The organism is Streptomyces sp. Xyl84, assembly GCF_059731885.1.
Window position 1 is genome coordinate 3,332,539 of sequence record NZ_AP029182.1, and the last position, 24,943, is coordinate 3,357,481.

Below are 24,943 nucleotides of genomic sequence, written 5' to 3' on the forward strand. Positions count from 1 at the left end.
TGCCCCCCGGTCGGGGAGGCTGGCACCCCCGGGCGACGGGCCGGCCAACCCGGCGTGAACGCCGGGCGGACGCGCGGACGCGCGGATCGCGGACGATCACCCGCGAACCGCCGGCGCTCGCTGGACGGATGACCGAAAAATGGTCGAAGGGACCGGCCGCGGGACGGCGGCGGGTCCGTTTCGGGCAGGTTCGGTCACGCGGAGGGGACCGCCTGGGGGCCGGCCTCGGCCCCCGGCCGGTCCGCCCGGAGCGGACCGGCCGGGGCCCAGGCCATACCGAGCGGGTGGTCTCAGCCCGCCGGGTTCCAGTCCGCCGGCTCCAGGAAGCCCTGCTCCACCAGCAGCCGGATCTGCGCCGGGGTGCGGTCGCGCAGCAGGACCGGGTCCTCGCCGACCAGCTGGGCGATGGCGTCCAGAATGCGGCCGGCACTCAGCGTGCCGTCGCAGACGCCCGCGAAACCGGCCCCGACCGTGTCCACCGTGGTGGCCCGGCGCATGCCGCGGTGCTGCCGCAGGACCACGTGCTCCGGGTCCTCGGCACCGGGCAGCCCGACCTGTTCCTGCACCACTTCCCGCACGAGCCGGAAGTGCGCGTCGAGCAGCGCCGCGTCGTCGTGCTCCCGCAGGTAGTCGAGGCGGTCGAAGTGCGCGCGCACGGTGTCGCCGAGCGGCTGTTCGACCGGGTGCGGCCATTCCTCGGCGGTGACCGAGGGAACGGCGGACCCCGTCCTGCGCAGGGTGATCCAGCCGAACCCGACGGCCTTCACCTTGCGCGCCTCGAACTCCTCCAGCCAGGCGTCGTACCGGGCCTGGTACTCCGCCGGGTCGCCGCGGTGGTCACCGGCGTCCCTCAGCCACAGCTCGGCGTACTGCGTGACGTCCTGCACCTCGCGCTGCACGATCCACGCGTCGCAGCCACGGGGCACCCACGACCTGAGTCTGTCCTGCCAGTCCTCCCCCTCCACGTGCTGCCAGTTGGCGAGGAACTGCGCGAACCCGCCCTCGCTCAGCCGCTCCCCCGACTGCTGAACGAGCGTGCGGCACAGATCGTCCCCGCTCATCCCGCCGTCCCGGTAGGTGAGCCGGGCGCCCGGCGAGATGACGAAGGGCGGGTTGGACACGATCAGGTCGAACGTCTCGTCCTCGCGGACCGGTTCGAACAGGGAGCCCTGCCGCAGATCGGCGGCCGGGGCCCCGGACAGGGCGAGGGTGAGGGCGGTGATGTGCAGCGCGCGCGGGTTGAGGTCGGTCGCGGTCACGCGCGTGGCGTGCCGGCTCGCGTGCAGCGCCTGGATCCCGGAACCGGTGCCGAGGTCGAGCGCGGAGCCGACGGGCGTACGGACCGTGAGACCGGCCAGGGTCGTGGAGGCGCCGCCCACACCGAGGACGACACCCTCCTCACGGCTGCCGATGCCGCCCGCGCCGCCGACCGCGCAGCCCAGGTCGGAGACGATGAACCAGTCCTCGCCGTCGAGTCCGCCGTACGGCCGTACGTCCACGGTCGCGGCCACCTCGTCGCCGCCGACCCGGGTCAGCCAGCCGGTCTCCAGGCAGGCGTCGACGGGCAGGACGTCCGCCACGCGCGCGTGCGGCACGGGCTGCTGCAGCAGGAAGAGCCGGACGAGCACTTCGATCGGCGTGTCCCCGCGCGTGGCCCGCAGCGCGGGCACGGTCTCGCTGCGGGCGAGCGCGGCGTAGGCGGGCGCACCGAGCAGTTCGAGCAGTCCGTCGGCGGTGAACGACGCGCCGAGCAGGGCGTCCCGGAGCCGGGCGGCGACCTCCGGACGGTCGGCGGCGGGCAGGGCGGTCGGGGCGGGCAGGCTGGAGTCACTCACGCACCCATTGTGTCGGCTCCCACCCACATCGCACACGCGCGCTCACCCCGGCTCCCGCACACGCGTACGACTGAGCGCGCGAACGGCCGGCACGCGCGCGCGTGCCGGCCGTTTCTCGTCAGGACGCCGACCCGCCCGGGTCAGCCGTGACCGCGCCGCAAGACGCGGGGCGTCAGCCGTTCGCGGGTGACGCCGTCGCGGAGGAGGCGCCGGTCGGGGCGGACTTGCAGCTCGGCTGGGTGGCCATCGCCTTGCCGACGTCGCCCTCCTCCAGGTTCTTGAGCGCGTCGTTCCCGGTCTTGCTCAGCTTGTCCAGCTGGGTGGCGATGTCCTTGAGCCCGTCCGCGAACTTGGCCTGGTCCTTGGTGTCGAGCTTGTCCACCTGCTCCTTGAGCGAGGCGTACGAGGCACCGAGGTCGTTCAGTTCCTTGACCGCGTCCTGCTGCTTCTTCTGGCCGCCGTCGACCTCGGGCGCGCCGGCCTTGTTCACGGCGGCGCCGATCGCCCTGTAGGCGTCGGACATGTCCTGGAAGGCCTGCGCGTCGGTCTCCTGGACCGTCTTCGTCGGGGTGTTGTCCGAGGTCTGCTTCTGGATCGCGGCGCTGGCGGCCTGGATCTTCTTCGCCTGCGGCTGGACGCCGTCGCACACCTGCTTGGCCCAGGTGTTCAGGGCGTCGTTCTTGCCGTCGTCGCTGCTGCCGGAGCATCCCGTCAGTGCCAGTGCCAGTACCGCACCGCCGGACAGTGCGGCCGCGAGCTTCTTGTTCACCGGATCGGTCCCTTCCATGGCTCTCGGCCCCGGAACATACACGCCGCGGGAACGCGGCCGGGGTCCGATCACCCCTTACATACCGTCTTGCAGCCATTTGCACCAAGCGAGAGAAGGCTCACGACACGCTCGCCACAGCGCACGCACACGACCCACCGGTCCCGACTCGGGGGTCGGGGGCTCACGGCTCACGGCTCACGGCTCACGGCTCACGGCTCACGGCTCACGGCCAACCGACGCGGGACACGGGAGACGGCCTCCCGGACACGCGACGGGCGGGCGGCGCGTCGCACGCACCGCCCGCCCGCTCCCGAGCCCGGCCTGTCGTACCGCCCCTACGAGACCACCGCGGGGTCGGCCGGCTTGGACACCCGTTCGGCGCTCTCCTCGTCGTCGCCGACGGCGATCCCGCGCCGCTTGGAGACGTAGACCGAGCCGACGATCACGAGCAGCGCCAGGATCGCGATCAGGACCCGTACGCCGATGCTCTTGTCGTGCCCGTAGGAGAACTTGATGACCGCGGGCGCGATGAGCAGCGACACGAGGTTCATCACCTTGAGCAGCGGGTTGATCGCCGGTCCCGCGGTGTCCTTGAACGGGTCGCCGACCGTGTCGCCGATCACCGTGGCGGCGTGGGCCTCGCTGCCCTTGCCGCCGTGGTGGCCGTCCTCGACCAGCTTCTTGGCGTTGTCCCAGGCACCGCCGGAGTTGGCGAGGAACACCGCCATGAGGGTGCCCGCGCCGATGGCGCCCGCCAGGTACGCGCCGAGCGCGCCGACCCCGAGCGTGAACCCGATGAAGATGGGCGCCATCACGGCGAGCAGTCCGGGCGTGGCGAGTTCACGCAGGGCGTCCTTGGTGCAGATGTCGACGACCTTGCCGTACTCCGGCTTCTCGCTGAAGTCCATGATCCCGGGCTTCTCACGGAACTGCCGCCGCACCTCGTAGACCACCGAACCCGCCGAACGCGACACCGCGTTGATCGCCAGCCCCGAGAACAGGAAGACGACCGCGGCACCGGCGATGAGCCCGACCAGGTTGTTGGGCTGTGAGATGTCCATGATCAGGGTCATCGGCGTGCCGGCACCGGAGAGCTTCGCCCCCACGTCCTGCGCGCCGGTGGTGATGGCGTCCCGGTAGGAACCGAAGAGCGCCGACGCCGCCAGGACCGCCGTGGCGATGGCGATGCCCTTGGTGATCGCCTTGGTGGTGTTGCCCACCGCGTCCAGGTTGGTGAGCACCTGGGCACCCGCCCCCTCGACGTCACCGGACATCTCGGCGATGCCCTGGGCGTTGTCGGAGACCGGACCGAAGGTGTCCATGGCGACGATCACGCCCACCGTGGTGAGCAGGCCGGTGCCGGCCAGCGCCACCGCGAAGAGCGCCAGCATGATCGACGTTCCGCCGAGCAGGAACGCCCCGTACACGCCGAGCCCGATCAGCAGCGCGGTGTAGACGGCCGACTCCAGGCCGACGGAGATGCCGGCGAGGACGACGGTGGCCGGGCCGGTGAGCGACGTCTTGCCGATGTCGCGGACCGGCCGCCTGGTGGTCTCGGTGAAGTAGCCGGTCAGCTGCTGGATCACGGCGGCCAGCAGGATGCCGATGGCCACCGCGACCAGGGCGAGGATCCGCGGATCGCCGTCCTTGCCGCGGATCGCCGCGTCGGTGACGCCGGTCAGGCCGGCGTAGGACGACGGCAGATAGGTGTAGACGGCCGCCGCGACCAGGGCGAGCGAGATCACCGCGGAGATGAAGAAGCCGCGGTTGATCGCGCTCATGCCGCTGCGGTCGGCGCGGCGCGGCGCCACCGCGAAGATGCCGATCATGGCGGTGATCACGCCGATCGCGGGCACCAGCAGGGGGAAGGCGAGTCCGTCGTTGCCGAAGGCCGCCTTGCCCAGGATGAGCGCGGCGACCAGCGTGACGGCGTACGACTCGAAGAGGTCGGCCGCCATGCCCGCGCAGTCGCCGACGTTGTCGCCCACGTTGTCGGCGATGGTCGCGGCATTGCGCGGATCGTCCTCCGGAATGCCCTGCTCGACCTTGCCGACCAGGTCGGCGCCCACGTCGGCGGCCTTGGTGAAGATGCCGCCACCGACACGCATGAACATGGCGATCAGCGCGGCGCCGAGGCCGAAGCCCTCCAGCACCTTCGGCGCGTCCGCCGCGTAGACCAGCACCACACAGGAGGCGCCCAGCAGGCCGAGCCCCACCGTGAACATGCCGACGACGCCGCCCGTACGGAAAGCGATCTTCATCGCTTTGTGCGAGACGGTGGTGAGATCCTTTTCCGGTTCGCCCTGGGCGGGAGTCGCTTCCCGGGCCGCGGCGGCGACGCGCACATTGCTGCGTACGGCGAGCCACATGCCGATATAACCCGTGGCGGCCGAGAAACCTGCGCCGATCAGGAAGAACACCGACCGGCCGGCACGCTGATTCCAGTCGTCGGCGGGCAGCAGCAGGAGCAGGAAGAACACCACGACGGCGAATACGCCGAGGGTGCGCAGCTGGCGGCCGAGATAGGCCTTGGCGCCTTCCTGGACCGCTTCCGCGATCTTCTTCATGCTGTCGGTGCCCTCGCCCGCGGCGAGTACCTGGCGCACCAGGACGCCCGCGACCACGAGCGCGGCCAGCGCGACGGCGGCGATCACCGCCACGATGATCCGATTGTCGTTGGTCAGCACCGCCGCTGCGAAAGTTGTGGGTTGACCCAACTGATGAGGGGTAGAAAGCCCCGCCATTCGTCCTCCTTGACGCTTGGGCTGAGCTCAAGATGTGGACGGATTGTAGGTAGCCGGACCTGATCTAAACAGTGTGCGGTAAATGGAATCAGCCTGCACAGGCCCCTCAGCAAATGATCGCGCGCCCGTCAGGGAACCCGAAAGCGGTAACGCCTCAAAAGCATTGACTCTTGATCCATTATCCGGCTATCGATCGTGAATGAATTCACGAAATCATGGCGGGTCTGCGGTCGGCGCGGCCGCGGCGGGCATGTCCGGCCCACCCTGGACACGCCGGAGGGCCCCGCGGGTGCGGGGCCCTCCGGACGGTGCTCACCGGACGCGCGGCGAAGGATGTCCAGCTCACGGGCGCGCGCGACGCACGGGAGCGCACGGCCTCACGAACGCACGCGGCTCACGAGCCGGCATGACTCGGGGAAGCGCACGGGCCCGCGCATCGGCATGACTCGGGGAAGCGCGGCCCGCGGATGGGCGCGCGGCACAGCCCCGCGCGGCGGACAGGCGGGCAACCCCCACACAGAGGCGCGCGGCTCTCAGACGTGCACGCACGCTTCACGGAAGCGCGCGGCTCACAGACGCCTCACAGAGGCGCGCAGCTGACGAGCAGGCACGCACGGACCGGCGTGAGGGCCACGCGGGACACCTGCGCGGCCTCGCATCGGATCGGTTCCGATCGTCTCGGTTCCGATCGCGTCGGATCCGATCGCGCCGAGGTGGGCCGTCGACTCGGCGAGGCTCAGGAAAGAACGACGTTCGGCGGCGCGGTCGGCCAGGTCATCTTGATCTGACCGCCGTCCTCCCCGGTCGAGACCTCCACGTCGTCGACGAGACCGCTGATGACCGCGAGGCCCATCTCGTCCTCCTCGGCCTCGGCCTCGTCCCCCGGGGCGTCCCCGGGGTGGCGCGGAGCGTGCCGCGCCTCGTCGCCGACCTCGATGGAGAACTGTTTCTCCTCCTCGGTCAGCACGACGGTCACCGGCGCGGCGATCCCACCGCTCTGGTGCAGCCCGACGGCCCGGGAGCAGGCTTCGCCCACGGCGAGCCGGACCTCGTCGAGGACGGCCTCGTCGACCCCGGCCCTGCGCGCCACCGCTGCCGCCACCAGACGGGCGGTCCTGACGTGCTCGGGCAGCGCGCTGAAGCGGAGTTCGACGGTGGCCATGCATCCCCCTAGGAGCTACGGGCGTGCTGTCAGGGGGCCGGGCCGCCGAGAGCCGGGCCCCCCGCATGAACTTCTTCCGCCCCGGACACCGGCCCGGGGCCGGCGGTCAGTCGGTGGCCGCCACCGCTTCGTCGACCGAGGTGTGGATGGGGAACACCTTGGTCAGACCGGTGATGCGGAAGATCTTGAGAATGCGCTCCTGGTTGCAGACCAGGCGCAGCGAGCCCTCATGGGCACGCACACGCTTCAAGCCGCCCACCAGCACGCCGAGACCGGTGGAGTCGAGGAAGTCCACGCCCTCCATGTCGACGACGAGGTGGAAATTCCCGTCGTTCACCAGCTCGACCAGCTGCTCGCGCAGCTTGGGCGCGGTATATACGTCGATTTCGCCACCGACCTCGACGACCGTACGATCGCCGACGGTACGGGTCGACAGGGACAGGTCCACGGATCCTCCAGCACCTTGCTATCGAGCGGTCGCCCCTCGGGCACCTCGGCTTGAAGCCCCCGGGACGGTTCGCCAGCCGCGATGGCATTCAATCACTTACCGGCAGGCGTGCACGACGCCTTGGCTCCATTGTCCGTCACGCCGGTGACACACTCGGTGCCAATGGCCAAGAATCACCGATCCGATCGAACCCCGACGGACCACACAACCCGCCTGTCGCCGGGCGCGGTTCTGGACCGGCTCGCCTCCGGGCCGAGCCGGGCTGCGCGCATCACTCATACGGAGCACTTGCCCCCGCGGGCGGGTCGCCATGCCGTCTGGCCCGACCGGATTCGGCCGGAGGTCATCGCGGCCGTCCAGGCGTGCGGAATCGAGCACCCCTGGGCCCATCAGGCGCGCGCCGCCGAGCACGCCCTGGACGGCGAGTCCGTGGTGGTCGCCACCGGCACCGCGTCCGGCAAGTCGCTCGCGTATCTGGTCCCGGTGCTGTCGGCGCTGCTGGAGGGTTCGCAGGCTCCCAACGGCCGGGGTGCCACCGCCCTCTACCTGGCCCCCACCAAGGCCCTGGCCGCCGACCAGTGCCGCGCGGTGCGGGAACTGGCCCGGCCGCTCGGCACCGGGGTGCGCCCCGCCGTGTACGACGGCGACACGCCGGTGGAGGAACGAGAGTGGATCCGTCAGTACGGCAACTACGTCCTGACCAACCCCGACATGCTGCACCGCGGGATCCTGCCCTCCCACCCGCGCTGGTCCTCCTTCCTGCGCGCCCTGAAGTACGTCGTCATCGACGAGTGCCACACCTACCGCGGCGTCTTCGGCTCCCACGTCGCCCAGGTCCTGCGCCGCCTGCGCCGGCTGTGCGCGCGCTACGGCGCCTCGCCCGTCTTCCTGCTGGCCTCGGCGACCGCGGCCGAGCCCTCGGTGGCCGCCCGCCGCCTCACCGGCCTGCCCGTGGTCGAGGTGGCCGACGACGCCTCCCCCCGAGGTGAACTGGTGTTCGCCCTCTGGGAGCCGCCGCTCACCGAACTGCACGGCGAGAAGGGCGCCCCGGTCCGCCGCACCGCCACCGCCGAGACCGCCGACCTGCTGACCGACCTGACCCTCCAGGGTGTGCGCTCGGTCGCCTTCGTACGCTCCCGGCGTGGCGCCGAGCTGATCGCGGTGATCGCCCAGGAACGGCTGGCGGAGATCGACCGGCCGCTGGCCCGTCGCGTCGCGGCCTACCGGGGCGGCTACCTCCCCGAGGAGCGCCGCGCTCTGGAACGGGCCCTGCACTCGGGCGACCTGCTGGGGCTGGCCGCCACCACCGCCCTGGAACTCGGCGTGGACGTGTCCGGCCTGGACGCCGTGGTGATCGCCGGTTACCCGGGGACCCGTGCGTCCCTGTGGCAGCAGGCGGGCCGTGCGGGCCGCGCCGGGCAGGGCGCCCTCGCCGTACTGGTCGCCCGCGACGACCCGCTGGACACCTTCCTCGTCCACCATCCGGAGGCGCTCTTCGACCAGCCGGTGGAATCCACCGTCCTCGACCCGGACAACCCGTACGTCCTGGCACCGCACCTGTGCGCCGCCGCGGCCGAGCTTCCGCTCACGGAGGAGGACGTCGAACTGTTCGGCCCGGCGTGTCCGGAGCTGCTGCCGCAGCTGGAGGCCGCGAAGCTGCTGCGCCGGCGGGCCACGGCCTGGCACTGGACGCGCCGGGAGCGTGCCGCGGACCTGACCGACATCCGCGGTGAGGGCGGAAGGCCGGTGCAGATCGTCGAGGCGGGCACCGGACGGCTGCTCGGCACGGTCGACGAGGCCGCCGCGCACACGAGCGTGCACGAGGGCGCGGTCCACCTGCACCAGGGCCGTACGTATCTGGTGCGCTCGCTCGACCTGGACGACTCGGTCGCCCTGGTCGAGGAGGCGAACCCGCCGTACACCACGGTCGCCCGCGACACGACGGCGATCTCCGTCCTGGAGACGGACGTCGAGGTCCCCTGGGGCAGCGGCCGGCTCTGCTACGGCTCCGTGGAGGTCACCAACCAGGTGGTGTCCTTCCTGCGTCGCCGGGTCATCACGGGCGAAGTGCTCGGTGAGACGAAGCTCGACCTCCCTCCTCGTACGCTGCGCACCCGCGCGGTGTGGTGGACGGTCACCGAGGACCAGCTCGACGAGGCCCGGATCAACCCGGAGATCCTCGGCGGCGCCCTGCACGCGGCCGAGCACGCGTCGATCGGCATGCTGCCGCTCTTCGCCACCTGCGACCGCTGGGACATCGGGGGTGTCTCCATCCCGCTGCACCCCGACACCCTCCTGCCGACCGTCTTCGTCTACGACGGCCATCCCGGCGGTGCGGGCTTCGCCGAGCGTGCCTTCCACACCGCCCGTGACTGGCTCACCGCCACCCGAGAGGCCATCGCCTCCTGCGAGTGCGACGCCGGGTGCCCGTCCTGCATCCAGTCCCCCAAGTGCGGCAACGGCAACGACCCGCTCCACAAGAGAGGCGCCGTACGGCTGCTGACGGTGCTGCTGAAGGGGGCGCCCGGCAAGCCCGCCGAGCGGGAAGAGGCCGGCCCGCACCGGTGAACGGGCGCCGGAGCCGGTGTCCGCGGGCCCCGGGGGACCCGCCCTCGCCCGGGACCGGGCCGCGAACGGTCCGCCTCCCGCGGCGGCCGTGACGTCCGAGACGGCACCGGTGACGACGCACCGGACGAGGCGGGCGTGCTGGGCCCGTGCCACCCGGTCCGCGCGGGCGCAGGCCGCGGCACCGCCCTCCGCCCAGTGGCCCGCGGCGGCCAGCGCCGCGAGGTCGGCCGCCCCGGCCGCACGGTGCCGGACGACCACGGCCTGCCCCAGCGCGAGCCCGACGCCGAACACCACACACAGCAGGGCGACGGCCCCGACGCTCCAGACGGTGGCGGAACCGCGGTCGCCCCCGGAGAAGCGGCGTTTCACGGCCCCACCTCCCCTCTCGGCGCCGTCCCCGCCCCCGCAGCCGCAAGCCCAGGCCCAGGCCCAGTCCCAGGCCCCGCCGTCTCCTCCGCCTCGGCCACGGCCTCCTCCCGCAGGGTGAAGGGCAGCAGGCCCAGCCCCGGTGGCGCGGCGGTGACGACCACATGGACCCGTTCCCCCTGCCGGGACACGGTGACCTTCGCTCCGTGCGGTGCCGTCTCACGCGCCGCCCGGACGACCGCCGTCTCCGGGTCCTGGCGGGCGGCCGCCCGGGCACCCACCCGGGCGGCGTCCACGCACTGGATCTGGGCGACCATGACGAGCAGCCCCCACACCAGCGCGGTCACCACCAGCACCAGCACGGGCAGGACCATGGCGGCCTCCGCCGTCACGAACCCCCGGTCGCCGCCGCGTCCGGCGCGCCGCTCACATCCGCGCACTGAGGGCTCGTTTCACGATGTTCTGCAGTTCCGTCTTGACCTGCCCGCTCGTCACCACCTCGTAGAGCAGCACGGCGAACGCCACCGCCGCGATGATGCCCATGGCGTACTCGGAAGTGACCATTCCGGCGTCCTTGCGCATGCGGTCCGCCAGGGCACGCAGCCGTGCCCGCACCTTCGTGTTCATCTCAACCCCCGTGAGGTCTCGTTCCGTTGTCAGTTGTCGTCCGATGTCGTCGCGCCGGCCGCCCGAGGTCGTGCCGTCGGCCGGCCGAAGCCCGTCTCGTCGGCCGGCCGATGACGTTCCGTCGGTCGGCCGGTCGCTCGTCGCCCGTTCTTGACGCGGGCGCTCCATGTGCCGTCAGCCACCACCGCCTCTCCACACCCCGCCCGCCAGGCCGATCACCACGGGCAGCACGCCGACCGCGACGAAGGCGGGCAGGAAGCACAGCCCCACCGGTGCGGTGACGAGCACCGCGGCCCGTCGCGCCCGGGCGGTGGCCGCGCGCCCGCGGTCGGCCCGGACGTCGGCGGCCAGCCGGGCGGCGGGTCCGGCGGCGGGAAGCCCGGTCTCACCCGCCCGTTCCAGCAACCGCGCCAGGGCCTGAGCGCCCGGGGTGGAGGCCAGACCGAGCCAGGCGTCGGCAGGCGCGCCGCCCAGCCGTACCTCCGCCGCTCCCCGGGCCAGCGCTTCCCCGACCGGCCCGCCCAGGGCCTCCCCCACCGCCTGGGCCGCGATCACCGGGCCCGCGCCGGACGCCAGGCAGGCGGCCAGCAGATCTGCGGCGAGCGGCAGTTGCCGGGCGGCTTCGACCGTGTCGTGCTCGGTTCCGGACCGCTTCAGGGCCCGGTCCCGCCACCGCAACAGCCCGGCCGCGCAGACCAGTCCGGCCGTGGCGCCCGCGAACCCGCCGAGCAGCACCCACCCGGCGCCCGCGATCCCCACCGCGGGAAGCCATCGCCGTACGGCATCCGGGACCGGCACCCGCTCCCGCGACCGGGCCCGCACCAGTGCCCGCGTGTGCCCTTGCCTCTGTGTCTGCGGCCGGGCCTGCACCAGTGCCCGCGTGTGCCCTTGCCTCTGTGTCTGCGGCCGGGCCTGCACCCGTACCTGCGACGGGAGATGCCGGACACCGGCGGGCTCCGCGCCGGGCACGGCCTCCCTCGCCAGCAGGGCGGCCGTACGCCGCCGTAGACGCCGCTCCCGGCGCGCCGCCCGCAGCCGCCGCGCCACCAGCGCGAGAAGTGCGGCCGCCCCCAGGAGCATCCCCAGCCTGTGGACAACGTCCGTGCTCATGCCGCCTCCGCCCGCCGCACGATCCCCAGGGCCCACCACAGCCCCACGGCTTCCAGCGCACCGCCCACGGCCAGGCAGCCCAGGCCCGCTCCGGTGTGCAGCAGCACGTGCAGCGGGCCGGCGCCCATGGCCGTGCCGAGCAGGAGTCCGAGGGCGGGCAGCGCGGCGAGCATCAACGCCGTGGCCCGCGCGCCCGCCAACTGGGCCCGCAGGTCGGCGCGCTGGTCCCGGTCCGCGCGCAGTGCTCCTTCCAGCCGGTCGAGCCCGGCCGCGAGGCCCGCGCCCTGGTCCACGGCCACCCGCCAGCAGGCGGCGAGCCCCCGCAGGCCCTCGGCTCCCGGTTCCCTGGCCGCGGCGGCGAGCGCGCCCGGGACGTCCCCGCCGAACCGCGCCGCCGCCAGCACGGCCGCCTGGGCGTCCCCGAAGCCACCCGAGTCACGCGCGGCACACAGCAGCGCCTGGCCCGGCTGCCGCCCGGCGCGCACCTCACCGGCGAGCGCCCCGCACAGGGCGATCACCGCGTCCACCCGCCCCTCCCGGGCCCGGCGCGCGGCCCGGGCCAGTCTGGTCCGGCGCAGGACCGGCACCCCGGCCGCCCCCGCGACGACCGGCAGCACCGAGGTGCCCAGCACCGCCAGCAGCAGCCCGGCGGCCAGCGCCCACCACTCGACCGGCACCCGCGCGCGCAACCGGACCAGTTCACCGAGGACCCGCGCCCCCGTCGGAGGGCCGGTGTCCACCGCGCCGCCGCCCGCGAGCAGCAGGCGTGCCCGGCGGGCACCGGAGTGCCACCCGCCCCGCAGCCGGGCGGCGGCCAGTGCGCACGCCAGGGCCGCCGCGGCGAACACCGGCTGGGTGAACGCCGTTGGTCCGAGGGCCCATTCGTGCATCCCGCTCACCGCGTCCTCGCCCCGCTCTCCGTGTCCGCCGGGCGAAGCAGTTCCCGCAGCCGCTCCCACCCCCGTTCCTCCACGAACGCCTGCGCGCCCCAGCGCAGCGCCGGGACCGTGCGCACCCACCCGCTCGCGTCCCGCTCCAGCACCCGCACCTCGGCGATGCGCCGCCGCCCCGTGCGGTCTCGGACCAGGTGCACCACCACCGACAGCGCGGCGGCCAACTGGCTGTGCAGCGCCGCCCGGTCCAGTCCGGCGGTGGTGCCCAGGGCCTCCAGCCTGGCGGGGACATCCGCCGCTGCGTTGGCGTGCACGGTGCCGCACCCGCCTTCGTGACCCGTGTTCAGCGCGGCGAGCAGGTGGACCACCTCCGCGCCGCGGACCTCGCCCACCACCAGCCGGTCCGGCCGCATCCGCAGCGCCTGCCGCACCAGGTCCTCGAGGGTGACCAGGCCCGCTCCCTCCTGGTTGGCGGGCCGGGTCTCCAGACGGACGACATGCGGATGGTCGGGGCGCAGCTCCGCCGAGTCCTCGGCGAGCACGATGCGCTCACCCGGTCCGACGAGCCCCAGCAGAGCACTGAGCAGCGTGGTCTTCCCGCTGCCGGTGCCGCCGCTGACGAGGAAGGACAACCGCGCCTCGACGAGCGCCCGCAGCACGTGCTCTCCACCCGGCGGAACGGTGCCCGCGGCGACGAGTTCGCCGAGCGTGAACGCGCGCGGCCGTACGACGCGCAGGGACAGGCACGTGCAGCCGACGGCGACCGGTGGCAGTACCGCGTGCAGCCGGGTCCCGTCGGGCAGGCGGGCGTCGGCCCAGGGCCGGGCGTCGTCCAGGCGTCGTCCGGCCACCGCGGCCAGACGCTGCGCGAGACGCCGCACGGCCGCCGCGTCGGGAAAGGTGACAGCGGCCCGCTCCAGACCGCCTCCGCGGTCCACCCAGACCTGGTCGGGGGCCGACACGAGGACGTCGGTCACCGAGGGGTCGGAGAGCAGCGGCTCCAGCGGGCCGCTGCCGATCAGCTCGGAGCGCAGCCGCTCGGCCGCTCCGAGCACCTCCGCGTCACCGAGCACCCGGCCCTGCTCCCGCAGCGCCTGCGCCACGCGCGCGGGTGTCGGCTCGGCGCCGCTCTCCGCCAGCCACTGGCGCACGCCGTCGAGCAACTGCGCCGGCACGACCGGCCGGCCGGAGGCTTCCTGCACGCGCGGGCCGCCCGCCGCGTCTGCCCGCTCCGCCGCCGGCCACCGCTGGCCGGTCCGCGCCCTCATGCGGCACCCGCTTCGATCAGCGCCCGCTCCCAGAAGGCCGTGCAGAAACGGGCCAGGGGTCCGCGGGCCGCGGCGCCGGGCGGTGTCCTGCCCTCGCCGGGGCGCCGCAGCGCGGACTCCACGGGCACCTCTCCCACCAGCGGCAGTCCGAGCAGCCGGGCCACCTCGTGGTCGTCGAGGCCGGGCGCGTACGGTCCGCGTACCGCCACCCGCAGATCGCGCAGGACCATGCCGGCCGCGGAGGCGACCCGTGCGGCGGCTGCCACGGCGCGCAGTTCGGCGGGGACCACGAGCAGTCCGATGTCGATCTGTGCCAGCGCCTCGGCCGCTCCTTCGTCGACCCGGCGGGGCAGGTCGACCACCACGGCCCCGCCACCGCGCCGGGCGGCGGCGAGCACCGCGCGGACGGCCTGCGGCGGGACGGCGACGCAGTCGCCGCGGTCCCAGCTGAGCACGCGCAGCGCGTGCAGTTCGGGCAGTGACTCCTCAAGCGCGCCACCGCCCACCCTGCCGCGCGAGGTGGCGAAGGCCGGCCAGCGCAGCCCCTCGGCCGCCTCCCCGCCGAGCAGCACGTCGAGTCCGCCGCCCAGCGGGTCGGCGTCCACGAGCAGGGTGCGAAGGCCCTCCCGCGCGGAGGTCACGGCGAGCGCGCAGGCCAGCGTGGAAGCTCCCGCGCCGCCGCGGCCGCCGATGACGCCCACGGTGAGCGCGGGCCGCCCGACGCCTTCGGCGACATCGGCGATCCGGTCGACCAGCCACTGCTCGCCGTCGGGCAGCACGAGCACGTGGTCGGCGCCGATCTCGACGGCACGCCGCCAGACCCCGGAGTCGTCCTGGTCGCGGCCGACGAGGACGACGCCCCGTCGGCGCAGTGCTCCGCGCACCCGCTGCGCGGCGTCGTCGCCGACCAGCACCAGCGGTGCCGCCTCCCAGCTGCCCCGTCGCTCGGGCACACCGTGGTGCACCTCCGGTGTGGCGCCCGCCGCCGCGCACAGCCGCAGCAGGTCGTCGAGGAGATCGGCGTCCTCGGTGACGATCAGTGGCCCGCCCTGCCGTCCTGCGGTGCCGGACGGCGGATCATGGGTGACAGTTCCGGCCATGGGCCGTTCCCCCTTCGCTGCATCTTCCGCGCGGCCCCCGCGGGCCCGCGAATCCCGTACATGTGGAGAACCGACGAGCGGCCCCATATGGGCGGCCGATAGGAACCGGCCATACGCGCCCGACAAACGGAACCGGCCATGAACTCCGCCGCGAGCGGTGCGCGCAGGAATCACGGTGCAGCGAACCGGAAAATGTTGTGGATCTTGGTCGAAATCTGTGGACAACTCAGCCGTTGTGAAAATGGCCATCACCCAAACCAGTGACCCCTGTACTGGTTCCCGTGCGACTTCCGCAGCGCAGCACTACAACTACAGAGAGTCACGAATCGAGGGGTGGATCGGTCGGTCGGGAGGAACCTGGGTCCTGCGCGCGGCAGCGGCCGCAAGGGGCACGGAGGGAGGGAAAACCCATCCGGACATGCGACGACCCCCGCCGGGGGGGAGAGCGGGGGTCGTCTCCACGGCCGACTCGGGGGGGGGGAGGAGTCGGACCGGGTTAGCACGGTCGCGAACGATCCGTGACTTCCATGGTGTACCCGAGAGCCCTCTCAGGCAAACCCACGCGCCCAGCTTACGCCGAATGGGCGCCCCTATGCTCGACGTCGTGGAAAACCACTCCTTGCCCCGCACAGCGGCCTTCTTTGATCTGGACAAGACGGTCATTGCGAAGTCGAGCACGCTCACCTTCAGCAAGTCCTTCTACCAAGGCGGGCTGATCAACCGCAGGGCGGTCTTGCGGACCGCGTACGCACAGTTCGTCTTCCTCGCCGGCGGCGCCGACCACGACCAGATGGAGCGCATGCGCGAGTACCTGTCCGCGCTGTGCCGCGGCTGGAACGTGCGGCAGGTCAAGGAGATCGTGGCGGAGACGCTGCACGACCTGATCGACCCGATCATCTACGACGAGGCCGCGTCCCTGATCGAGGAGCACCACCGGGCCGGGCGCGACGTCGTCATCGTCTCCACGTCGGGCGCCGAGGTGGTCGAGCCGATCGGCGAGCTGCTGGGCGCGGACCGGGTCGTGGCCACCCGGATGGTGGTCGGCGAGGACGGCTGCTTCACCGGCGAGGTGGAGTACTACGCCTACGGGCCGACGAAGGCGGAGGCGGTCCGCGAGCTGGCCCGCTCCGAGGGGTACGACCTCGCGCGGTGCTACGCGTACAGCGACTCGGCCACCGACGTGCCGATGCTGGAGTCGGTCGGCAATCCGCACGCCGTCAACCCCGACCGGGCGCTGCGCCGCGAGGCGCTCGCGCGCGGGTGGCCCGTTCTGGACTTCCACCGGCCGGTGCGGCTCAAGCAGCGGCTGCCCGCGTTCTCCGTGCCGCCCCGGCCGGCCCTGGTCGCGGCGGCGGCCGTGGGAGCGGCGGCGGCCACCGCGGGGCTCGTCTGGTACACGAGCCGGCGGCGGGGCACGCTCTCCTGAGCCGTCGCCACGGCCGACCGGGAATGCCTTCCGGGCCGGCCTCACCGTCCGGTTGGGCCCTGTTTGAACCTAAAAGTAAAGAAGTGCGGGCGGGGGTTCCGCTTGTCACCCCTGTGCAGTACAAAGGACTCAACGGCCCGCGAGACCAGAGGATATCCGCAAGGATCACCTTTACAACGCATTCGGCCCCACGGACCGAGCATGAACACCGGGCACCCACGCGACGTCGACCCGTCGATTACGGGCCAGCCGCACCAGGTGACGGGCAAAGACCCCGACCTGATGGGCGACATATCGAGGACGCTTGGTAACTCGGTGCTCATGCCAGCGGCGGTACGAGAACTCGTACCGCCGCATCTCTGTGACCGGCCGGTACCGGACCGGCCCGCCGCCCCCTCTCCGACCGCTCTCCGAGGGCCCCGGGCACCGTCCTTCCCAGGCCGCCCTTCCCGGACCCGCCCTTCTCAGGCCGCCCCGCGCTGCAGCGCCTCGCACACCGCCGTGGACTCCCGCGCCCCCAGCCCGACCGCCTCGGCGCAGTGGCGGATCCAGGCCGCCATGCCTTCAGGGGTGCCGGAGACGTACCCGTCGAGGGCCGCCAGGTAGGCCGCCCTGCCGAGTTCGGCGTGCCCCACCTCCGCGGGGCAGACCGACTTGGGATCCAGACCGCTGCCCACCAGGACGATGCGTTCGGCGGTCCGCGCGATCAGGCCGTTGTGCGTGACGAAGGGGCGCAGGGCGAGGAGTTCGCCGTGCACCACGGCCGCCGTCACCAGGGCGGGCGCGGAACCGCCCGCGATGATCAGCTCCGACAGCCCCTCCAGGCGCCCGGACACCTCGGCCGCGCCCGGCAGCGGCAGTTCGACGAGCGGCTCGTCGACCCGCTCCCTCTCCTGGCGCGGCCTGCCGACGGTGTCCTCCTGGCCGGCCGCGGCCACCAGGTGCAGCCTGGCCAGGACCCGCAGCGGAGACTGCCGCCAGATGGAGAGCAACTGCCCGGCCTCGGCCGACAGCCGCAGTGCCGCGCCGAGCACGCGCGCCTCGTCGTCACCGCTGAAGTCGGTCCGCCGGCGCACCTCCTCCAGAGCCCAGTCGGCCCCGGACAGCGCCGCGGAGCCGCGCGCGCCGCGCAGCGCCGCCTCGGAGGTGATCGCATTGCTGCGCCGCCGCATGATCCGGTGCCCGTAGACCCGGTCCACGGCCTTGCGCACGGACTCCACGGACTCGGCCACACCGGGCAGCACCGCGAGGGCGGCGAGGGGGTCCTCCCGCCTCGAGCCCGCCCGGGAACCCGGGGAAGGATCGGCTGTCGCGCCTGACGTACTCATGAGTACGACCCTACGCACCCCGGCGGCCACTTCCCCGAAGGAGTGGTCTTCTTCACGGAGGCTGCCACGTACAGCTATCGCCGCACTACGCTTGGTGAACATGAAAATTGCTTTCGTCGGGAAGGGCGGCAGCGGCAAGACCACCCTGTCGTCCCTCTTCATCCGCCATCTCGCGGCGACCGGGGCGCCCGTCGTCGCGGTCGACGCCGACATCAACCAGCACCTGGGGGCCGCCCTCGGCATGGAGGAGGCCCGCGCGGCCGAGCTGCCGGCCATGGGCGACCGGCTGCCCCTGATCAAGGACTACCTGCGCGGCAGCAACCCCCGCATCGCCTCCGCCGAGACGATGATCAAGACGACACCGCCCGGCGAGGGGTCGCGGCTGCTGCGCGTGGCCGAGAACAACCCGCTCTACGACGCCTGTGCGCGTCCGGTGGAACTCGACGGCGGCACCGTCCGCCTGATGGTCACCGGCCCCTTCACGGACGCCGACCTGGGGGTCGCCTGCTACCACTCCAAGACGGGTGCGGTGGAGCTGTACCTGAACCACCTGGTGGACGGCCGCGACGAGTACGTGGTGGTGGACATGACGGCGGGTTCGGACTCCTTCGCCTCCGGCATGTTCACCCGCTTCGACATCACGTTCCTCGTCGCCGAGCCGACCCGCAAGGGGGTCTCCGTCTACCGCCAGTACAAGGAGTACGCCCGCGACTACGGCGTCGTCCTGCGAGTCGTCGGCAACAAGGTGCAGGGGCCGGACGACCTCGACTTCCTGCGCGCCGAGGTCGGGGACGACCTGATCGTGACCGTCGGGCACTCCGACTGGGTGCGCGCCATGGAGAAGGGCCGGCCGCCCCGGTTCGACCTCCTGGAGGACGCCAACCGCCGCGCCCTGCGCACCCTCCAGGTGGCCGCCGACGCCACCTACGAACTGCGCGACTGGGAGCGCTACACCCAGCAGACGGCGCACTTCCACCTGAAGAACGCCGCCTCCTGGGGCAACGAGCGCACCGGGGCCGACCTGGCGGCGCAGGTCGACCCCGGCTTCGTGCTGGGCGAGGGCGTCACGGCCTCCGCCTGACGACCGCTACGGCTTGGGCGCCCCGGGCACTCCCTTGGGCGCCGGGGCCGGGCGGCCGGACAGGAAGGACGCCCAGCCCTGCCTGGGGGCTTCGCCGACCTCCAGTCCTCGCAGCTTGGCGAGGGTCTGCGGGTCCTGGGCGTCCAGCCAGTCGGCCAGTTCGTGGAAGGAGACGCAGCGCACCTCCGGCTTGTTGCACACCTCCCTCACGACCTCCTCGACGGCACGCATGTACGTGCCGCCGTTCCACGACTCGAAGTGGTTGCCGATGACCAGCGGCGCGCGGTTGCCGTCGTAGGCCCGGTAGAAGCCCTTGAGCAGGCCGTCGCGCATCTGGTCGCCCCAGTAGCCGAACTTGTCCGGGTCGCCCTGGGTCTGGGTGCCCGACTGGTTGACCATGAAGTTGTAGTCCATGGTCAGCTGCTCGAAGGTGTGTCCGGGGAACGGCACCAGCTGCATCGACAGGTCCCACAGACCGCTGCGTTTCTTCGGCCACACCTGGTTGTTGACGCCGCTGCTGTCGTAGCGGAAGCCCATCTGGCTCGCCGCCTTCATGAAGTTCTTCTGGCCCTCCAGGCAGGGTGTGCGGGCGCCGATCAGCTCCTTGTCGTAGTCGAAGGGCAGTGCGGCGGAGTTCTTCAGGCCGCTGGTGGTCTTCCAGCTCTTCACGAACTGCTTGGCCTGGTCGATCTCGCTCTTCCACTCGTCGACCGACCACTGGCCGACCCCGCCGTCGGGGCCGCAGAAGTGGCCGTTGAAGTGGGTGCCGATCTCGTTGCCCTCCAGCCACGCAAGGCGTACCTGCCGCGCGGTGTCGGCGATGCCCTGCTCGTCGTTGAAGCCGATGTCCGAACTGCCCTGTGCGTGCTGCGGCGGCCGGTACAGGTCCCGCTTCTCCTTCGGCAGCATGTACACACCGCTGAGGAAGAACGTCATGTGCGCGTCGTTCTCCTTGGCCACCTTGCGGAAGTGCGAGAACAGCTTCTGGCTGTCCTCGCCCGCGCCGTCCCAGGAGAACACGACGAACTGCGGGGGCTTCTCACCCGCCTTCAGCCGCTGGGGCCTGGGCAGGTGGGGCTGGGCTCCGGTGTACGAGGTCGACCCGTCGCCGATCAGACGGACGACGCTGCCGGGCGCCTGCGCGGGCTTCGGCGCACCGGGTGCGCCGTGCGCATCGTGTTCGGGTGCGTCGCTGCCGCTCGCACAACCGGCGAGCGACGAGGCACAGGCCACGGCGGCGACGACGCTCGCGGCGATCCTCTGGTTGGCGGCCATGTTCCGCCCACCTTCTTCCTTCTCTCGTCCAACGCCGAGACGGCGTGTGCTGGTGCTGTGCCGGCCGTGCCGACAGCGCCGTCAAGGTCGCACGAAAGCGAGAAGGAATTAGTACGACAAGCCGATGAAAAGACCACTTCACCCGTCAAGGTGATTCAGTGACCCATTTGCGCAGAATATCCATGCTTGAACTTTACGTTGCATTACCTTTGCTTTACCCAGCGTTGTATTTCGCGCCTCCCGTCACAAGGAGCAGAGACATGTCAGCCTGCGTGCCCACCCACACCGACTCCGCGCGGACCGAGCGCTCCCATCCGGCCCACAGCCCGCCGCCGCCCAGGCGCCGCCTCCACGTCGCGGGGGCCGATCTCTCCGCCGCCGTCGCGGTCTTCCTGATCGCGCTGCCACTCTCCCTCGGGATCGCCCTCGCCACCGGCGCCCCGCTCCAGGCCGGGCTCGTGGCCGCGGCCGTGGGCGGGCTGGTCGCCGGACGTCTGGGCGGCTCCCCGCTGCAGGTCAGCGGGCCCGCCGCCGGGCTCACCGTCGTCACCGCCGACCTCATCCACCGCTACGGCTGGCGGACGACGTGTGCCATCACCGTCCTCGCCGGGCTCGCCCAACTCGCCCTCGGCTGCCTGCGGGTGGCCCGCGGCGCACTCGCCGTCAGCCCCGCCGTCGTGCACGGCATGCTCGCCGGCATCGGCATCACCATCGCCGTGGCCCAGCTGCACATCGTCCTGGGCGGCAGCCCCCAGAGTTCCGTGCTCGCGAACCTGCTCTCGCTGCCCTCCCAGTTGGCCGCACCGGATCCCGCCGCTCTCGTCGCGGGCGCGCTGACCCTCGCCCTGCTGCTGTCGTGGCCCCGACTCCCCGGGCGGGCGGGCCGCCTGCTGCGCACGGTGCCCGCCGCGCTCGTGGCCGTCACCGGGGCCACCGCGACCGTGTGCCTCACCGGCCTCGCCCTGCCCCGGGTCGACCTGCCGTCCTGGCGCAGTCACGCGCTGGCCGGGCTGCCCGAGGGCCCGGCCCTCGGACTCGCCGCCGCGGTCCTCAGCACGACGCTGGTGTGCAGCGTGCAGTCGCTGCTCGGCGCCGTCGCCGTGGACAAGCTGGTGGCCGGCCGCCCGGGTCCGGCCGGCCGCCCCGCCCGCTGCGACCTCGACCGCGAACTGCTCGGCCAGGGCGCCGCCAACGTCGTCTCCGGGGCACTCGGCGGCCTTCCGGTGGCGGGGGTGGCCGTGCGGAGTTCGGCGAATGTCCGCGCGGGCGCCGTGAGCCGGAACTCCACGATGCTGCACGGCGTTCTCGTAGTGATCGCCGCGCTCCTGATGGTCCCGGTCCTGGAGTTCATCCCGCTCGCCTCACTCGCCGCCCTGGTGATGGCCGTCGGCATCCAGATGGTCTCCGTGCACCACATCCGCACGGTGACCCGCCACCGGGAAGTGCTGGTGTACGCCGTCACCACCCTCGGCGTGGTGGCTCTCGGCGTCCTGCAGGGGGTGGCGCTCGGAGTCGCCGTGGCCGTCGCCCTCGCCCTGCACCGCCTCACCCGCACCCGTATCACCCACGCCGAGCAGAAGGGAGTCCATCACGTACGCGTACGAGGGCAGTTGACGTTCCTCGCGGTGCCCCGGCTCAGCCGGACCCTGCACCTGGTCCCCCACGGAGCGGACGTCACCGTCGAGTGGGACGGCTCCTTCATGGACCACGCGGCCTACGAGTCGCTGCGGGACTGGCAGCGCACGCACACCGCGCAGGGCGGCTCCGTCCGGCTCACCGGCCGCCGCAGCGCGGTCCGCGGCGCCCAGCCGGCCGGTCCGGCACCTCCGCCCGGCCCGAGCGGGGAGCAGGCCGCCCGGCTCCTGATCACCTGCGCCGACTCCCGTCCCTCCCCGTCCGTGCCGACCGCGGGCGGCCCCGGCGGCCTCTTCGTCGTGCGGAACGTGGGCAACCTCGTGCCGCTCCCCGGGCAGGAGCTAGGTGACGACTCGGTGGCCGCCGGGATCGAGTACGCGGTGGACGTGCTCGGGGTCCGCTCCATCACGGTGTGCGGCCACTCGGGATGCGGGGCCATGCAGGCCCTTCTCGACTCCGGAGCGGTGCCCCGGTCCGGCCCGGACGCCGGATCCAGCCCCGGCTCGGGCCACCGGCCCGCCGCGGGCGCCGGCCCCAGTCCCGGCTCGGGCTCGGGCTCCGGCACCGGCACCGGCACCGGCACCGGCACCAGTCCTCGCTCCGGCTTCGGGGGCGGCAGCACGCCCCTCGGGCGGTGGCTGCGGCACGGGGCCCCCAGCCTGGAGCGGATGGCCGGCGAGGGCGGCACCGGCGGCGGCCCTTCGCTGGACGGCCGCAGACCCGCGGACCCGGTCGAACGGCTGTGCCTCACCAACATCGTCCAGCAACTGGAGCACCTGCGCGCCCACGACGCGGTGGCCCGGGCCCTGCGCGACGGCACGCTGGAGCTGCACGGCCTGTACGTCCACGCGGCCGAGGCGCAGACGTATCTGCTCACCCTCACCGCCGGGGACGGGACCGGTGGCGAGGTGTTCCTCCCCGTAGGGGCAGCGACATCGCAGCCGGCCGCAGCGACCGAAGAGATTTCCGAGGCAGGAAGGACAGAAGACACCACAGGTGCGCAAGGGGCAGCGTCGGCGAAGGGTCTGTCCAGCCAGGGGTGACCGAGCGGCCGACGACACGCATGACCCCCGGCATGGCCCCCTCCGCCTCCGGGGGCCATGCTGAACACGGGCGGCAACCCGTCGTCCGACGCCGGAGCTGCGCAAGCACTCCGCAACAGGTCTAAACCAATTACCCGTCGGCCCTTGTCATCCGGCCCCCGGGTCTGATGAGCTGTGGCCTGGGACACAACGGACACCCTGGGAAAGGGAGATGTCGTGAGCAACGAAAGCCTGGCCAACCTTCTTAAGGAGGAGCGACGCTTCGCGCCGCCCGCTGACCTGGCCGCGAACGCCAACGTCACGGCCGAGGCGTACGAACAGGCCAAGGCTGACAGGCTCGGCTTCTGGGCCGAGCAGGCCCGCCGGCTGACCTGGGCCAAGGAGCCGGCCGAGACCCTGGACTGGTCGAACCCGCCGTTCGCCAAGTGGTTCAAGGACGGCACGCTCAACGTGGCGTACAACTGCGTGGACCGGCATGTCGAGGCCGGGCACGGGGACCGCGTCGCGATCCACTTCGAGGGCGAGCCCGGCGACAGCCGCGCCATCACCTACGCCGAACTCAAGGACGAGGTGTCCAGGGCGGCGAACGCGCTGCTCGAACTGGGGGTCCAGAAGGGCGACCGGGTCGCCATCTACATGCCGATGATCCCGGAGACCGCCGTCGCGATGCTGGCCTGCGCCCGCATCGGTGCGGCGCACTCCGTCGTCTTCGGCGGTTTCTCCTCGGACGCGCTCGCCACCCGGATCCAGGACGCCGACGCCAAGGTCGTGATCACGGCCGACGGCGGCTACCGCCGCGGCAAGCCGTCCGCGCTCAAGCCGGCCGTCGACGAGGCGGTCGGGCGCGTGGACAACGTCCGCAACGTGCTCGTGGTCCGCCGCACCGGCCAGGAGGTCGCCTGGGACGACAGCCGCGACCTGTGGTGGCACGAGACGGTCGGCCGGCAGTCCGCCGAGCACACCCCGGAGGCGTTCGAGGCCGAGCACCCGCTGTTCATCCTCTACACCTCGGGCACCACCGGGAAGCCGAAGGGCATCCTGCACACGTCCGGCGGTTACCTCACGCAGGTCGCGTACACGCACTGGGCCGTCTTCGACCTGAAGCCGGAGACGGACGTGTACTGGTGCACCGCCGACGTCGGCTGGGTCACCGGTCACTCGTACATCGTCTACGGACCGCTGGCCAACGGCGGTACGCAGGTCATGTACGAGGGCACGCCCGACACACCGCACCAGGGCCGGTTCTGGGAGATCGTGCAGAAGTACGGGGTCACGATCCTGTACACGGCGCCGACCGCGATCCGCACGTTCATGAAGTGGGGCGACGACATCCCCGCGAAGTTCGACCTGTCCTCCCTGCGGGTGCTCGGCTCGGTCGGCGAGCCGATCAACCCCGAGGCCTGGATCTGGTACCGCAAGAACATCGGCGGCGACCGGACCCCGGTCGTCGACACCTGGTGGCAGACGGAGACCGGCGGCATCATGATCTCCCCGCTGCCGGGTGTGACCGAGGCCAAGCCCGGCTCCGCGCAGCGCCCGCTGCCCGGCATCAGCGCGACGGTCGTCGACGACGAGGCGAACGAGGTGCCCGACGGCGGCGGTGGCTACCTGGTGCTCACCGAGCCGTGGCCGTCGATGCTGCGCACGATCTGGGGCGACGACCAGCGCTTCATCGACACCTACTGGTCCCGCTTCGAGGGCCGCTACTTCGCCGGTGACGGCGCCAAGAAGGACGACGACGGCGACATCTGGCTGCTCGGCCGCGTGGACGACGTGATGCTGGTGTCCGGCCACAACATCTCCACCACCGAGGTCGAGTCCGCGCTCGTCTCCCACCCCTCGGTCGCCGAGGCGGCGGTCGTCGGCGCGGCGGACGAGACGACCGGACAGGCGATCGTGGCCTTCGTCATCCTGCGCGGGACGGCCGCCGAGAGCGACGACCTGGTCAGCGAACTGCGCAACCACGTGGGCAGCACGCTCGGCCCGATCGCGAAGCCGAAGCGGATCCTGCCGGTGGCCGAGCTGCCGAAGACCCGCTCCGGCAAGATCATGCGCCGCCTGCTGCGCGACGTCGCGGAGAACCGGCAGCTCGGAGACGTCACGACCCTGACGGACTCCACGGTCATGGACCTCATCCAGACCAAGCTCCCGGCGGCGCCCAGCGAGGACTGACGCGAGGACCGGCCTCCGGGCCGGTTCCAGGACTGGGAAGAGCGCGAGAGGGCACCCGGCGCGAGCGACGCCGGGCACCCTCTCGCGCGTTCC

18 protein-coding genes and 1 pseudogene are annotated in these 24,943 nt (G+C 72.6%); 5 read left to right on the plus strand and 14 right to left on the minus strand.

Annotated features, from left to right (window positions below):
• Positions 1-290: 290 nt before the first annotated feature.
• From AC6I72_RS14370 to bldG, 5 genes are all read right to left on the minus strand, one after another.
• On the minus strand, positions 291-1,835 hold the full coding sequence (locus AC6I72_RS14370; RefSeq protein ID WP_498001168.1) for a DUF7059 domain-containing protein: 1,545 nt from the start codon (positions 1,833-1,835) through the stop codon (positions 291-293).
• A 172-nt stretch (positions 1,836-2,007) separates the two neighbouring features.
• Entirely contained in the window at positions 2,008-2,622 is a 615-nt protein-coding gene (locus tag AC6I72_RS14375; protein ID WP_498001170.1) for a small secreted protein, read from the minus strand.
• A gap of 317 nt (positions 2,623-2,939) precedes the next feature.
• The gene (locus AC6I72_RS14380; RefSeq protein WP_498001171.1) at positions 2,940-5,348 is read right to left on the minus strand and encodes a sodium-translocating pyrophosphatase; all 2,409 of its coding nucleotides are present in this window, start codon (positions 5,346-5,348) and stop codon (positions 2,940-2,942) included.
• A gap of 736 nt (positions 5,349-6,084) precedes the next feature.
• The gene (locus AC6I72_RS14385; protein ID WP_498001172.1) at positions 6,085-6,510 is read right to left on the minus strand and encodes an ATP-binding protein; all 426 of its coding nucleotides are present in this window, start codon (positions 6,508-6,510) and stop codon (positions 6,085-6,087) included.
• Between the two features lie 106 nt (positions 6,511-6,616).
• The gene (gene bldG, locus AC6I72_RS14390) at positions 6,617-6,958 is read right to left on the minus strand and encodes an anti-sigma factor antagonist BldG (RefSeq protein WP_009189842.1); all 342 of its coding nucleotides are present in this window, start codon (positions 6,956-6,958) and stop codon (positions 6,617-6,619) included.
• An 81-nt stretch (positions 6,959-7,039) separates the two neighbouring features.
• Here bldG and AC6I72_RS14395 point away from each other — a divergent pair, with 81 nt between their 5' ends.
• Positions 7,040-9,526: a DEAD/DEAH box helicase gene (locus AC6I72_RS14395; protein WP_498001174.1), complete on the plus strand. Its 2,487-nt coding sequence runs from the start codon at positions 7,040-7,042 to the stop codon at positions 9,524-9,526.
• A 24-nt stretch (positions 9,527-9,550) separates the two neighbouring features.
• Here AC6I72_RS14395 and AC6I72_RS14400 read toward each other — a convergent pair.
• The 7 genes and pseudogenes from AC6I72_RS14400 to ssd form a co-directional block, all read right to left on the minus strand.
• A pseudogene (locus tag AC6I72_RS14400) lies at positions 9,551-9,895 on the minus strand (Rv3654c family TadE-like protein); the annotation flags it as partial.
• Positions 9,892-10,266 (minus strand): TadE family type IV pilus minor pilin, encoded by a 375-nt coding sequence (locus AC6I72_RS14405; protein WP_498004691.1) that lies wholly within the window; start codon positions 10,264-10,266, stop codon positions 9,892-9,894. The gene AC6I72_RS14405 and the pseudogene AC6I72_RS14400, both read right to left, overlap by 4 nt.
• Positions 10,267-10,318: 52 nt before the next feature.
• Complete coding sequence (locus AC6I72_RS14410) at positions 10,319-10,519, minus strand: DUF4244 domain-containing protein (RefSeq protein ID WP_037850569.1); 201 nt, start codon at positions 10,517-10,519, stop codon at positions 10,319-10,321.
• Between the two features lie 174 nt (positions 10,520-10,693).
• Positions 10,694-11,629 (minus strand): type II secretion system F family protein, encoded by a 936-nt coding sequence (locus AC6I72_RS14415; protein ID WP_498001175.1) that lies wholly within the window; start codon positions 11,627-11,629, stop codon positions 10,694-10,696.
• Positions 11,626-12,519, minus strand: a complete 894-nt coding sequence (locus tag AC6I72_RS14420; protein ID WP_498001176.1) for a type II secretion system F family protein — start codon at positions 12,517-12,519, stop codon at positions 11,626-11,628. Before AC6I72_RS14420 ends, AC6I72_RS14415 begins: the two co-directional genes overlap by 4 nt.
• A gap of 5 nt (positions 12,520-12,524) precedes the next feature.
• Positions 12,525-13,790 (minus strand): TadA family conjugal transfer-associated ATPase, encoded by a 1,266-nt coding sequence (locus AC6I72_RS14425; RefSeq protein ID WP_498001177.1) that lies wholly within the window; start codon positions 13,788-13,790, stop codon positions 12,525-12,527.
• Positions 13,787-14,890 (minus strand): septum site-determining protein Ssd, encoded by a 1,104-nt coding sequence (gene ssd, locus AC6I72_RS14430; RefSeq protein ID WP_498001178.1) that lies wholly within the window; start codon positions 14,888-14,890, stop codon positions 13,787-13,789. The genes AC6I72_RS14425 and ssd overlap by 4 nt, the downstream gene beginning before the upstream one ends.
• 592 nt (positions 14,891-15,482) lie before the next feature.
• Between ssd and AC6I72_RS14435 the strand changes: the two genes are divergently transcribed.
• Positions 15,483-16,316 (plus strand): HAD family hydrolase, encoded by an 834-nt coding sequence (locus AC6I72_RS14435; protein WP_498004692.1) that lies wholly within the window; start codon positions 15,483-15,485, stop codon positions 16,314-16,316.
• A gap of 464 nt (positions 16,317-16,780) precedes the next feature.
• Here AC6I72_RS14435 and AC6I72_RS14440 read toward each other — a convergent pair whose 3' ends face one another.
• Positions 16,781-17,644, minus strand: coding sequence for a Fic family protein (locus AC6I72_RS14440; protein ID WP_498001180.1), 864 nt, complete (start codon positions 17,642-17,644; stop codon positions 16,781-16,783).
• A gap of 100 nt (positions 17,645-17,744) precedes the next feature.
• On the opposite strand from AC6I72_RS14440, the gene AC6I72_RS14445 reads away from it, so the two are divergent.
• Positions 17,745-18,725, plus strand: a complete 981-nt coding sequence (locus tag AC6I72_RS14445) for an ATP-binding protein (protein ID WP_498001181.1) — start codon at positions 17,745-17,747, stop codon at positions 18,723-18,725.
• Positions 18,726-18,731: 6 nt separating this feature from the next.
• Here AC6I72_RS14445 and AC6I72_RS14450 read toward each other — a convergent pair whose 3' ends face one another.
• Positions 18,732-20,000: a polysaccharide deacetylase family protein gene (locus tag AC6I72_RS14450; RefSeq protein WP_498001182.1), complete on the minus strand. Its 1,269-nt coding sequence runs from the start codon at positions 19,998-20,000 to the stop codon at positions 18,732-18,734.
• Between the two features lie 260 nt (positions 20,001-20,260).
• Between AC6I72_RS14450 and AC6I72_RS14455 the strand changes: the two genes are divergently transcribed.
• Positions 20,261-22,678: a bifunctional SulP family inorganic anion transporter/carbonic anhydrase gene (locus AC6I72_RS14455; protein WP_498001183.1), complete on the plus strand. Its 2,418-nt coding sequence runs from the start codon at positions 20,261-20,263 to the stop codon at positions 22,676-22,678.
• A gap of 216 nt (positions 22,679-22,894) precedes the next feature.
• Positions 22,895-24,850: an acetate--CoA ligase gene (gene acs, locus AC6I72_RS14460; protein ID WP_498001184.1), complete on the plus strand. Its 1,956-nt coding sequence runs from the start codon at positions 22,895-22,897 to the stop codon at positions 24,848-24,850.
• The last annotated feature ends 93 nt before the right edge of the window (positions 24,851-24,943 follow it).